Annotated in this window: 10 protein-coding genes, 1 tRNA gene and 1 riboswitch; of the genes, 7 read left to right on the forward strand and 4 right to left on the reverse strand. The window is 41.8% G+C overall.

What is annotated here, in order from left to right; all coding sequences use genetic code 11:
• Nucleotides 1–77: 77 nt before the first annotated feature.
• Nucleotides 78–1,430 carry a hemolysin family protein gene (locus tag HG267_RS11670; RefSeq protein WP_235623033.1) on the reverse strand — a complete coding sequence of 451 codons (1,353 nt, stop codon included), beginning with the start codon at nt 1,428–1,430 and terminating at the stop codon, nt 78–80.
• 311 nt (nt 1,431–1,741) lie between these two features.
• Nucleotides 1,742–2,443: a hypothetical protein gene (locus tag HG267_RS11675; protein WP_045869122.1), complete on the reverse strand. Its 702-nt coding sequence runs from the start codon at nt 2,441–2,443 to the stop codon at nt 1,742–1,744.
• 322 nt (nt 2,444–2,765) lie between these two features.
• On the opposite strand from HG267_RS11675, the gene HG267_RS11680 reads away from it, so the two are divergent.
• Nucleotides 2,766–2,838, forward strand: a tRNA-Ile gene (locus tag HG267_RS11680).
• A gap of 124 nt (nt 2,839–2,962) precedes the next feature.
• Here HG267_RS11680 and HG267_RS11685 read toward each other — a convergent pair.
• Nucleotides 2,963–3,391 (reverse strand): hypothetical protein, encoded by a 429-nt coding sequence (locus HG267_RS11685; RefSeq protein ID WP_045869123.1) that lies wholly within the window; start codon nt 3,389–3,391, stop codon nt 2,963–2,965.
• Between the two features lie 101 nt (nt 3,392–3,492).
• Here HG267_RS11685 and pyrE point away from each other — a divergent pair, with 101 nt between their 5' ends.
• The 3 genes from pyrE (at nt 3,493) to HG267_RS11700 (ending at nt 4,952) form a co-directional block, all read left to right on the forward strand.
• Entirely contained in the window at nt 3,493–4,113 is a 621-nt protein-coding gene (gene pyrE, locus HG267_RS11690) for an orotate phosphoribosyltransferase (protein WP_045869124.1), read from the forward strand.
• Between the two features lie 187 nt (nt 4,114–4,300).
• Nucleotides 4,301–4,588 carry a Txe/YoeB family addiction module toxin gene (locus HG267_RS11695; protein ID WP_045869125.1) on the forward strand — a complete coding sequence of 96 codons (288 nt, stop codon included), beginning with the start codon at nt 4,301–4,303 and terminating at the stop codon, nt 4,586–4,588.
• A 49-nt stretch (nt 4,589–4,637) separates the two neighbouring features.
• A complete protein-coding gene (locus tag HG267_RS11700; protein WP_045869126.1) occupies nt 4,638–4,952 on the forward strand; it encodes a type II toxin-antitoxin system Phd/YefM family antitoxin in 315 nt (104 codons plus the stop codon).
• Between the two features lie 392 nt (nt 4,953–5,344).
• Here HG267_RS11700 and thiC read toward each other — a convergent pair whose 3' ends face one another.
• The gene (gene thiC / locus HG267_RS11705; protein ID WP_045869127.1) at nt 5,345–6,718 is read right to left on the reverse strand and encodes a phosphomethylpyrimidine synthase; all 1,374 of its coding nucleotides are present in this window, start codon (nt 6,716–6,718) and stop codon (nt 5,345–5,347) included.
• A gap of 6 nt (nt 6,719–6,724) precedes the next feature.
• Nucleotides 6,725–6,821, reverse strand: a riboswitch (TPP riboswitch).
• Nucleotides 6,822–7,124: 303 nt separating this feature from the next.
• Here thiC and HG267_RS11710 point away from each other — a divergent pair.
• The 3 genes from HG267_RS11710 (at nt 7,125) to HG267_RS11720 (ending at nt 12,067) form a co-directional block, all read left to right on the forward strand.
• Nucleotides 7,125–7,703, forward strand: a complete 579-nt coding sequence (locus tag HG267_RS11710) for an rRNA large subunit pseudouridine synthase E (protein WP_045869635.1) — start codon at nt 7,125–7,127, stop codon at nt 7,701–7,703.
• Nucleotides 7,704–8,079: 376 nt separating this feature from the next.
• Nucleotides 8,080–9,810 (forward strand): PAS domain-containing sensor histidine kinase, encoded by a 1,731-nt coding sequence (locus HG267_RS11715; protein WP_045869128.1) that lies wholly within the window; start codon nt 8,080–8,082, stop codon nt 9,808–9,810.
• A 262-nt stretch (nt 9,811–10,072) separates the two neighbouring features.
• Nucleotides 10,073–12,067, forward strand: coding sequence for a serine/threonine phosphatase (locus HG267_RS11720; RefSeq protein WP_045869129.1), 1,995 nt, complete (start codon nt 10,073–10,075; stop codon nt 12,065–12,067).
• The last annotated feature ends 115 nt before the right edge of the window (nt 12,068–12,182 follow it).

The raw sequence follows: 12,182 nt of genomic DNA on the forward strand, positions 1-12,182 counted from the left end.
TGACAAACACCAATTACCAATTACCCATTACCAATGCCCAATGCCCCATGCCCAATGCCCCATGCCCCATACCCAATTCACCTATCGCCTTGCAAACGGCGGAGTTGAATTTGGTGTAAGCGGGGGCCAATGACGGAAACTACCGTAAATTCAAGATTCTCAAATAAGAAGGTTTCCCCTTTGGCGGGAATTTTTTGGAGGTGGTAGAGCAAAAAGCCCCCTAGTGTTTGATATTCCTTAGTTAGGGGCAAGTTTAAATCTAAAACTTGGTTGAGGTCTTCTAAGTTGATTTGTGCTTGTACTAGAAATGTCTGCTCATTTAACATTTGAATGAGCAAATCTTCAGCACTATCAAGTACGCCTGCACTACCAATAATTTCCGCTACTACATCTTGCAGCGTTACTAGTCCGACAATACCGCCAAATTCATTCACCACCATGACCATAGCTGGCTTTTCTTGCCGCATCATGGGCAGTAGTTCACTTAATGGGGTATGTTCTGGGACAAAGCGTGCTGGACGTATCCACGGTTGGATGGGTGATTCTAAAGTTAATTTTCCCACCGCCAAAGGTTGTGCTAAATCTTTAAAGTAAATAATGCCGCGAATGTCGTCTAAAGATTCGCCCATGATGGGATAGCGGGAGTGACCAGTAGAAGCCATTTCCTTGAGTAATCTTTGAAGGGTAGCGTCTCTGGGCAAAGCTACAATGCTGGTGCGCGGAATCATCACCTCTTGTGCCATCACATCCCCAAATTCAAAGACGTTATTGAGCAATTCGCGTTCTGAATGCTGTAAACCAGTTGATTCCCGTTCTGTAGAGATAATCAGCTGCAATTCCTCTGGAGTCACAGGTGGTCTCCAGCCTTGACCTGTGTATTCAATACCAAAGAGTCTTAACAGCCAGTGATTTGATTGGTTGAGAATCCAAATAAAGGGACTGAAAAAACGCACGATCGCTTTGACTGAAGGCCCCAAAAATCTTGATAGCTGTTCTGAGTACAGCATTGCTACCGATTTGGGGCAAAGTTCTCCTAAGACGATTTGCAGATAGGCTATTAAAAAAAATGTGATGGGGATAGATAAAGAATGAGCCATCAACAAACTCATTCGTTCAGGTAAAGGCCAGGATTTAAGCCATGTATCCACCAAAACCACAATCGAGCTTTCACCGATCCATCCCAGCGCCAAACTAGAAAGAGTAATGCCTAACTGGGTGGTAGATAGCAGTCTGTCAATACTACGTTGCAACATTTCCACAGCGATCGCAGGAATGTCACCAGCTTGGACTAACTGATGGATACGCGATCGCCGCACTGTCACCATTGAAAACTCAGCTGTGACAAAAAAAGCATTGATGGCAATCAGTAGCAGCACTGATAACAATCGCAGCCCCACATCTGTCCAAATTAAGCTAGGAAAAGCACTCACTGCTAAAGCTCGTGTACAACTACGCACCCACTCTGAAATTGACGATTTGAGATTCGGGAATTGGGGATAGTGGTTGCGCTGTTTCGCCATCCCTGGTGCCCAACTACCCCGGTTACAGCTATGTAAGGCTGATTAACTGGGTTTTATCTGAAAGCAAATTTTTTCAGTTAGTCTTCGCAGTTCTGTTGTCTAACAACTTGTCGCACTCTACTGCGAGTTCTTCTTGGCAGAGCAAAAAACTTTTTTAACAACTCACTAGACTTTTCCTCTCAAATTCCCAACTCAAATTCCCCATATCACAATTGTCTCGCTTATTTTGCTACAGGAATATTCAAAACTTCCAGCTTTAATTGTTGAGCAGGGTAATCGGTCAGCGCCAGTGAAACCTTTTGCACATCATCAAGTAGAGCGGTAGGAATACTAACTGTACCTGAAAAGGCTGGGCCATTTGCCGGTAACTCTGCTGGTAAACCCTCTGTACTAGCACTGAGAGTTCGCCCTTTGTCATCGGTAACATCTAAAAAGCTATACAAAAAGCGCACAGAATCAGCGCCTTTATTCTGCATCTTCACCTTTAATAGTAGATCTCCACCGGAATAGCGAGCAGATTGCACAGCGAGAGTTACGCCCTTGTTTTCAGCATTAATAGGAAATCCTTGCTGGGGTTTTTCCTCAGCTATTTCCTGGGGTTTTTCCTCTGGCTTCTGTTTACTATTGTTGGTTTCTTCATCATCTTCCTCTAGTTTTTCCGATTTAGCAGCTTTGGTCTTACCCTCAATTCTGGCCTTAACAATTTTTAGTATCTCTTCTTCTTTTAATAACGCTAAGGTTCCTTGCTGCGAGTTAGAGGACTTAGCACTGGTAAATTTGGTTGTAGGACGACCATCTGGTGTTGTTACCCCTTTAAGTGCTGAACTCCCTAGAGTAAACCCCCAAAACGCGCTCACAGAACCTGCCCCTAACATCAGGGTTAACAAAATTAACGTTAGAAGTACAGTGGAATTAATTTTCATCGCTGACAGGCTATTGCAGAATAATTCTCTTTTATTTAAACCGATTGAAGCTGTTGACTAAAGAAATCTCAAGTTTAAAGGATTTTGTGAGCGAATCAGAACTCTGTATCGCCTACAAGTCGTTTTATCCCTTGCCTTGATGATTAAAGTAATCTCATACTTTATACTTCATACTTCAGCCTTCCGTTGACCCCAATCCTTAAAAGAACTTAATCAATATTAGTCTGCACTATTCCGGAATCAAATTATGTAGTAAAAAAATCTGCTAAACTATCTTCGAGGGTACACGAGCTACCAAACTCACGCTACAATAAAAAATCGACCAGGGTTGGCCGAGCGGTTGAGGCAGCGAACTCATAATTCGCCCAAGGCAGGTTCAACTCCTGCACCCTGGATTTAATCAATACTGTAATTGTGAGCACTAAGCTACTAAGGGACTAGGAGCTAGAAAAACTACTATAGTCTCATAGCTAAGTTTTAACTAACTACTACCTACTTATCACTTAGCACTCAACACTCTTACCTTGTTGAAGTCTCGAAACGAAACTCAGTCCCCACTTTGAGCTGCTCGGCGTTTGCACGAGGAGACAATAGTAGTGATGTACCGTATGGGTTGGGTAAATCTGGGGTACGCAGGTAAGGGTCGTTAGTGGCTTGTTGGTTTAACATATCTCGATAAACACTATGGATTAATTCACCATCACGGGCAATTTCATTTTCTGGAAAGGAATTGCCAAAGGAACCAGCACCAACAAGGGAGTCTACTTGACGTTGTAAGCTGCGATTTTGATAGAAATTTGGATCGTGGCGGAAATAAGCTCGCTCCAGTGCCTCACTTGGCGTTTCATAATTAGGTGTTGCTGTTTGGGCGCTAGCCACAGAGGGAACAGCAATACTAGTAGCTAGCAGTAGTAAAAAAATACTTGGGGTCTGAAATTTTATACCCATATTCCCTACTCCTCAATTTTTGCGCGAATCTTAATTTATGCTTAAATTCAGAACTCTGATGAGTTCAACCTTTGGTGTAGCACAATTTATAACGTCTTGTAATGACTTATTCTACTGAAACCGCTAACCCTTCCAATATTTGGGCAGCTACTGCTGATTTGACCACCCTGCACCACAATTTACTAGATTTATTCTGTGAACTCGCTTATCAAGAGGGTGATTTTGTTCTGTCTTCTGGGTTACGTAGTTCTTATTACGTTAACAAGACGCAGGTAACACTACATCCCCAAGGCGCTTTAGCCGTCGGACGCTTACTGTTTCCTTTATTACCTGTAGATACTCAAGCTGTAGCTGGTTTAACCTTGGGTGCTGACCCCATTGTGACTGCAGTCAGTGTAGTTTCTGTCTATGAAAACCGCCCAATTCCAGCGCTAATTATACGTAAAGAAGCCAAAGGTTATGGAACGCGGGCTTATATTGAAGGGCCCAGTTTGCCAGAGGGTGCAAAAGTTGTAGTTTTAGAAGATGTGGTCACGACTGGGCAATCTGCGCTCAAAGCAGTCAACCGCCTCAAAGAAGCAGGTTATACCGTTGAGCAAGTAATTGCACTAGTAGATCGCCTACAAGGAGGCGCTGAGTTATATCAGTCAGCAGGATTAAAGTTTGAAGCGTTGTTCTCAATTGAGGAGATTCAAAAGCGGTATCGGGAATTAGGAAATTAGTTAGGTAATCAAGAATGCGAATCGCAAAATTGCTTTGTTGGTAATTAGCTGATAAAGAGTGCGATCGCATTCCTTGTATTATCTTTTTGAGTGAGTTTTGGTAAGTATTGATACAAATTAACTTTACTTACTTACTTATTTACAGATTAGCGATTAAATTTAAGACGGCTCTTAAAGGTTGGATTGCATGGGTGATGAGGGTGACATTCAACGTCAGCGTGAAGCTGTATTTCAGCCAGAATTTATAGAAGACTTAGAATACTGGGTTAGCAAAGACCGGAAAATGGCGCTTCGTATACTTAAAATAGTCAAGGAAATTTTACGAGATCCTTTTGAAGGCATTGGTAAGCCTGAACCGTTAAAATATGAGTATTCTGGATGCTGGTCGCGTCGTATCAATCAAGAGCATCGGCTTGTTTATCTAGTTAGCGAAGACAGAATAGATTTCCTCAAAGCTCGATATCATTACGAATAAGTATGTACTTTTAAAAAGGTAAAAAATTAGTCAAAATCGGTCAATTATTATGTCAATTAAAATAACATCAGAAGAAGCCGCTAAAAATTTAGATAGCATTTGTAATCAACTTATTGAGACTAATGAGGTAATCAGAATTAGCCGACCTGATGGTAAAAATGTTGTGTTAATTTCTGAAACTGAACTAGAAAGCTTACTAGAAACACTTTACTTACTTCGGTTTCCAGCAAACTCTACTCGTTTATTCACTGCTTTACAACGTGCAAAAGAAAAAATTGTTGAGCCTCAATCTGTTAGTGAATTATACGAAAGGTTAGGGCTAGAGGAAGATGATAAAAGTAGTGATATCAACTTAGCTAGTTAGCTAAAAATTTTATAAGCTAGATATATTAGTGTATATACAAGTTCACAAATGCTTGCCAATACTTAGTAGGGTGGGTGATGCACTTTATTCTTAACGCAATTATAAACTGGATGGCGCGTTACGCTACTTGCAAAAAATATCTCTACTCTTGTTCAAATTTGAATTAATCATAATCTTTCACTTTAAGTTTTTTGCAGGGTGGGCAATCTTAGATAATGTCTTTATAGCAATTTCTACCCGATCAAATAATAAAAATTTATAAAAGTCTATCTCTTAAGCTCAAAAATAGTTAATAGGATTGTTTTACCCTGTGATGTCAAAGCAATTTTTGAGGTTACATTGTAGATCCTGGAAGTTAGTAGGGTTGGCAATGCCCACCCTACTTGAGTAATTTACGATTGAGTAACCTTTTCTTTCGCCAAGAACTTCTCAAGTTCTGTCAGTGCATCAGCATCAACTTTGGTTTGCATAGGACAGAATTTAGGCCCACACATCGAACAAAACTCAGCAGTTTTATAAATATCTGCTGGTAGAGTTTCGTCGTGGTATTCTTTAGCTCTCTCTGGATCGAGTGATAATTCAAACTGACGATTCCAGTCAAAGTTATAACGGGCTTTAGACAATTCATCATCTCTATCTCTAGCACCTTGGCGATGTCTAGCGATATCTGCTGCATGTGCTGCGATTTTATAAGCAATTAAGCCATTACGCACATCTTCGGCATTGGGTAAACCTAAGTGTTCTTTGGGTGTGACATAGCACAACATTGCTGTACCATACCAACCAGCCATTGCGGCCCCAATAGCTGAGGTAATGTGGTCATAACCAGGAGCAATATCTGTTACCAATGGCCCCAGCACATAGAAAGGTGCTTCAGAACACTCTTCCATTTGTTTACGGACGTTGAACTCAATTTGATCCATTGGTACATGTCCAGGCCCTTCTACCATCACCTGTACGTTATCTTCCCAAGCTCTGCGAGTTAGCTGTCCGAGGGTTTTCAATTCTGCTAATTGTGCCGCATCTGAGGCATCATGAGTACAGCCAGGGCGTAGGGAATCGCCTAAACTGAAGGAGACATCGTACTTCTTGAAAATTTCAATGATGTCTCGGAAGTGCGTATAAAGGGGATTTTGTTTGTGATGATGCAGCATCCATCGCGCCAAAATACCGCCGCCACGAGAGACAATCCCAGTAATCCGGCTTCTGACTAAAGGTAAATGCTCAAGTAAAATTCCCGCGTGAATGGTTTGATAGTCTACCCCTTGCTGGGCGTGTTTTTCAATGACATGGAGAAAGTCATCAGGGGTGAGTTTTTCAATAGTGCCGTGAACGCTTTCTAAAGCTTGATAAACTGGCACTGTGCCAATAGGAACAGACGAAGCTTTGATGATAGCGGTACGAATTTCATCTAAGTTACCGCCGCCTGTAGACAAGTCCATCACGGTATCAGCACCATACTTCACCGCTAGTTTGAGCTTATCGACTTCTTCTTGAAGATTAGAAGAGTTGGGTGAAGCACCGATATTGGCATTTACCTTGCATTTAGAGGCAATGCCAATAGCCATTGGCTCTAAGTTGGTGTGATTAATGTTAGCAGGGATAATCATCCGCCCCCGCGCCACTTCCTCGCGAATGAGATCTGCAGGAAGATTTTCCCTCTGGGCGACGTAGTGCATTTCTTCGGTAATAACACCCTGACGCGCGTAGTGCATTTGAGTTACATTGCTCTGCCCACGCCGCTTGGCAACCCATTCTGTCCGCATATTAAATTCCTCGATAAACAGCTTCCCTCCGCTGGTATTACCCAGACTCAGGTGTTAAGGGTGTGATCTCAGCCTGGTTATTCGGGCACCCCTAGCATGGAAGTAGATTGTACCACCTTGCTTATGGCTGTGAGCAAGGCTGTTTACAATTCCTGAAGTGTATGGACTAAGTATTGATGGTTATTTATGGATAAGAATAGGGCATGGGGCATTGGGCACTGGGCATGGGAAAGACAGATTGTCATGCGTGCTGGTGTACACAGTTCATGATGACTCTTAGGGATGAGAGAGATGAGGGAGATGAGGGAGATGAGGGGTGACAAGGGGAAATAACAAACACCAAACACCCAAAACCAATTACCAATTACCAATTACCAAGTACTCAATGACAAATAACAAACACCAAATGACTTCTATATATAGATATATTCTTTTTCATAAACCTTATGGCGTTCTTAGCCAATTTACCCAAGAAACTCCCAAACACCGTACCCTCAAAGAATATATAGAGGTTGCTGATGTGTATCCAGTGGGGCGTTTGGATTGGGATAGCGAAGGGTTACTGTTGTTGACGAACAATGGACAGTTACAACATCGCTTGGCTAATCCAAAATTTGGGCATAAACGTACTTATTGGGCACAAGTAGAACGCATTCCGGATGTTGATGCTATAAATAAGTTGCAAACAGGTGTGAAGATTCAAGATTACCACACTCGTCCAGCACAAGTGCGTCTATTATCTGAAGAACCTCCGGTGTGCGATCGCAATCCGCCAATCAGATTTCGCAAAAATGTACCCACAGCCTGGCTAGAAATGACTCTCACTGAGGGTAAAAACCGTCAGGTACGGCGGATGACAGCAGCAGTAGGGTTTCCGACTTTACGGCTCATCAGGGTGAGTATCGCCCACTTGAAATTAGAGGGTTTACAACCAGGTGAGTGGCGTTCTCTCACTGAATCTGAACTGAAAATTTTACTAGTTTGAGGGGTTAAGCCCTTATTGTATTGCTAAAAAAAATCATTTATTAAGCATAACTATTAGTTAGCTATTTTTGAGCATTTCTGCTTACTCTCTACTCAGAGATTACTCAGCCATATCCTCCGGATTTGGATACTGTCATCCTGTATATAAAAAATTACTTTTTCCATCACAGGCATATCCAAATAAATGTATTTTGCTAAACATATTGAGCCATTTGTGCTTAATTAGAACTCAAAAACTCACTAAATGGGGATGATTTTTGTTACATAAGTTTTTACTTGTACCCTTTGACAAAAATCAATTCAGAAGCAGTATAATAATCTTTTTTTATTCCTGCCCATATCCACCTCAAAACCTTGGGTGCAAGTTATACAGTCTTATGAGCCGTAATCAGCAATCGATCTGGCATAAAAATCGCCATCAACAAGATATCTTGTCTGCAAAATCTGCGCGCTTAGAACTTGTGTCTGAACGAGCCGAAGATTTAGAACTTTGCACAGCAGAAACCCTGCTTCCTACCCAAGAGGAATTAACTTTGTATCGTAGGCTGTATGAAAATATTCCTTCTGTATATTTCAGTTTAGATATTACAGGAATTATTCTATCTGTGAATAAATTTGGTGCTAACAGCCTTGGTTACAGTGTGGAAGAATTGATTGATCAGTCTGTTTTGAACTTGTTTGAACATTCCGACAAGCAAAAGTTATCTGATGCATTAGGGGAATTAGTAAAAACTGCATCTTTTAGCGAGGTTTCTAAATGGGAGTTGCGTTTAAATTGTCCGGTTAGCGAGATTGTATGGGTAAAGGTTGTAGCAAGGTTATTACCTGCTGATGATGGATTTTCTCATCTAGACTTAAGCTCAACAGATAAACATCAACAAAAGCATCCGCAAATTCTGATGGTGTTGGAAGATATCACTACTCATAAACAAGCGGAAGATGCTTTACGAGAAAGTGAACAACGCTTTCATTCTATGGCGAATACTGCACCAGTCATGTTGTGGATGACAGGATGTGATGGACTGTTTACCTTTTTTAATCAATCCTGGTTAAAGTTTACTGGACGTAGCATGGAGCAACAGCAAGGTTTAGGCTGGCTAGAAGGAGTCCATCCACAAGAGCAAGATTTCTGCCAAGACATCTATGATTCCGCTTTTCATGCTAGAGCTAAATTTGAGATGGAATATCGGCTGAAGCGCCATGATAATGAATATCGTTGGGTGTTAGATACAGGTATTCCTCGGTTTACCCCCAATGGTAAATTTGTCGGCTACATTGGCTGTTGTATAGATATTACAGAGCGCAAATCAGCAGAAGTTGCTCTCAAACATAGTCAAGAATCAGTGCAAGCGCAGTTAGAGGAAATGGAAAGCCTCAATCGCCTCAAAGATGAATTTCTCAGTACTGTATCGCACGAACTACGCACGCCATTAACGAATATGAAAATGGCAATTCAAATGTTGGGTATAGCACTCAATCAAGAGCAAAACTTTTTCTTGGAGATGGAAAAGCCACAGACAGAACGCTCTAAGGCAGCTCGCTATTATGACATTTTAGACAACGAGTGCGATCGCGAAATTAATCTCATTAGTAATTTCTTAGATTTACAAAGGCTAGATAATAATACAAAGCCCTTGGTACTGGAAACTGTTCAAGTACAGCAATGGCTGTGGCGGGTAGTAGAACTATTTAAAGCACGTAACCGCAACTCTTGTCAGCAAAAGCTACGCCTCAGCATCGCTAACAGTCTGCCTTTATTAACTTGCGATCCATTCAGTCTAGAGCGTATTCTAATCGAACTACTCACAAACGCCTGTAAATTCAGCCCTCCCGATGCCGAAATTACAATTTCTGCTCAAATGAAATCGCAAAATATGCAATTCCAGGTAATTAATTCGGGTGTAGAAATTCCCAGTTATGAATTACCACGGATTTTCGATAAATTTTATCGCATTCCCAGTAATGACCCGTGGAAGCAAGGTGGCACAGGATTGGGTTTAGCACTAGTACAAAAACTTACCAAACTTTTAGGAGGAACAATCGAAGTTGAAAGTGGGTCAAACCGTACCTGTTTTGCGATTCAATTACCATTGAGTAATGAGGTGTGAGGGAAATTAAACAATGGGCGTTTGGTATTTGGGATTTGGTGTTTTTCCCCTGCTGACCCTACTCCCCTGCACCATTGTTAGATAAATTAGCTGGCTGAAATCTGAAATATTAGGCTAATATGCGTCACAATTAATACTGCCACCAAAATTTAATAGTGACCACAATTTCTGAGCGGTCTACTGTAGGCAGGGGTAGCCAGTTGTGGCACTTTGGATCTAAGTGGCAAGAAGCACCTTGGAATGGGAATGAGGAACTTCCACTATGCTGATTTGCCCTCAGTGTAAATTTGAAAACTTGAACTCTAACAAATTCTGCCAAAACTGTGGTACATCCTTGACCCACAAGGTCTGTCCGGAATGCAGTACCTCTGTACCTATCAACGCACTAAATTGTCCCAATTGTGGTACAGAATGCGGAACTGTTTGGTGGGCAATAATTGCCAAAGCTGCTACTGCAGAAGCGGAAATTGCTACTCAAAACAGTACAGAAAATGAGGCAGGAGAAGAAGCAGCAATATCTGCTGTATCTCCTGTGCCAAATAGCCTTCAGCTTACAGTAGGCTCTTATTTAGACTTAGAACAGCGTTATCAATTATTAGAAGCATTACCAAATTTAGAAGCACTTCCCGTCAACACGGAAATATGTATTAAGGTATTAGACTGTCAACCATATCAAATTTCACCCCTTGAGGCCATATTAGGAAATTGGCAAAAGGGTTTAGTTACACCATCTGTAGAAGCCAGTGGTATTCCCCACCTTGCTAAACCTTATATAGCATTACAAGCCCAAGTAAACCCAGGGATACCGCCAATTCATGATGCATGGCAGCAAGGTGAAATGCAGGTGATAGTCATCCAAGACCGCTCACATTTGCCGCGTTTACTTGACTTGTGGCAAGAAAACACCACCAGTTCACTACAAATAATTCACTGGTGTTATCAGATGACCCAATTGTGGACAGTACTAGAACCAGTGAATTGTCGTCATAGCCTTTTGGATTTGGCGAATTTGCTCTTGGATGAAGACCAAACCCTGACCCTAGGACGTTTATATCAAGAATCATCTAATATTCAAGTCTCTAGTGATCTGACAGCAGATTTAGCAGACCAGACATCCGATCAACCAGAGCAGCCTTTAACAATTAAAGCATTGGGGCGAGTTTGGCAGGCATTATTTAGGCAGTCTCAACGCACTCAATTTGGCTCTGTAGTTCAGATGTTAGGAGATTTGGAAATCGGTAAAATTGAGACGATCGCACAATTGCGATCGCGTCTAGAAGAAATGTCTACTGAATTAGTAGCACCAACTATTGAAACTTTGCCGCCGAAAGAGGAAAAATATCCCACTGCGCCAACTATGCTGCAATTTGATGACTCAGAGGATTTCAGTTCCAGAAATGATGATATGCCCACAGTGGTGCTACCAATGCAGCTAAGTAGCCTGCAAGACGCGGGTGCTACTGATGTTGGCAGACAACGTCATCATAATGAAGATTTCTTTGGCATTGAAACCAAGATTAATAAACTAGAGTTACCTAAAACTAGAGTTCTACAAGCCCGTGGTTTGTATATTCTCTGTGATGGTATGGGTGGTCACGCTGGCGGCGAAATAGCTAGTGAGTTGGCGGTTACGACCCTGCGAGAATATTTTCAAGAACACTGGGTTAATAATCAGCTACCAAGCGAAGAGAGCATCCGGGATGCAGTATACCTAGCAAATCAGGCAATTTATGACCTAAATCAAAAAGATGCCCGTTCTGGAGTTGGGCGCATGGGTACTACTCTAGTCATGCTCTTAATACAGGATAGTCACGCCGCCGTAGCTCATGTGGGAGATAGCCGCCTCTATTGCGTCACTCATAAGCGGGGGCTGGAACAAATCACCGTAGATCATGAAGTAGGTCAACGGGAGATTAGCAGAGGCGTAGAGCCTAGCGTTGCTTATGCCCGCGCCGACGCTTACCAACTTACCCAAGCTTTAGGGCCCCGTGACGAACACTCAATTAATCCCGATGTCGATTTTTTCGAGATTAATGAAGATACCTTATTCATCCTAGCTTCGGACGGTTTATCGGATAATGATTTATTAGAAATACATTGGCAGACGCACCTCAAACCTCTACTCGGCTCTGGTACTAACCTAGAGTCCGGCGTAATAGACTTAATTGATTTAGCAAACCAATACAACGGCCATGACAATATTACAGCTATACTGATTCGGGCTAAAGTGCGTCCCAATTTAGACAGCCAAAAATAAATATGAATTATGAAGTATAAATTTTTAATTCTAATGACTGTAATTTCCTAAAATGAACTGTAGCTAATGCTCAGTTACATATCCGTTGTTAAACTTTAACCTTCATCCTTTATCT

It is taken from the genome of Tolypothrix sp. PCC 7601, from assembly GCF_025677855.1.
Lineage (GTDB): Bacteria > Cyanobacteriota > Cyanobacteriia > Cyanobacteriales > Nostocaceae > Aulosira > Aulosira diplosiphon.

Coding starts and splice junctions, on each gene's coding strand:
- HG267_RS11715 (WP_045869128.1), top strand. CDS start 8,080: ATGAGCCGTAATCAGCAATCGATCTGGCATAAAAATCGCCATCAACAA.
- HG267_RS11675 (WP_045869122.1), bottom strand. CDS start 2,443: ATGAAAATTAATTCCACTGTACTTCTAACGTTAATTTTGTTAACCCTG.
- HG267_RS11710 (WP_045869635.1), top strand. CDS start 7,125: ATGACTTCTATATATAGATATATTCTTTTTCATAAACCTTATGGCGTT.
- thiC (WP_045869127.1), bottom strand. CDS start 6,718: ATGCGGACAGAATGGGTTGCCAAGCGGCGTGGGCAGAGCAATGTAACT.
- HG267_RS11685 (WP_045869123.1), bottom strand. CDS start 3,391: ATGGGTATAAAATTTCAGACCCCAAGTATTTTTTTACTACTGCTAGCT.
- HG267_RS11720 (WP_045869129.1), top strand. CDS start 10,073: ATGCTGATTTGCCCTCAGTGTAAATTTGAAAACTTGAACTCTAACAAA.
- HG267_RS11700 (WP_045869126.1), top strand. CDS start 4,638: ATGTCAATTAAAATAACATCAGAAGAAGCCGCTAAAAATTTAGATAGC.
- HG267_RS11695 (WP_045869125.1), top strand. CDS start 4,301: ATGGGTGATGAGGGTGACATTCAACGTCAGCGTGAAGCTGTATTTCAG.
- pyrE (WP_045869124.1), top strand. CDS start 3,493: ATGACTTATTCTACTGAAACCGCTAACCCTTCCAATATTTGGGCAGCT.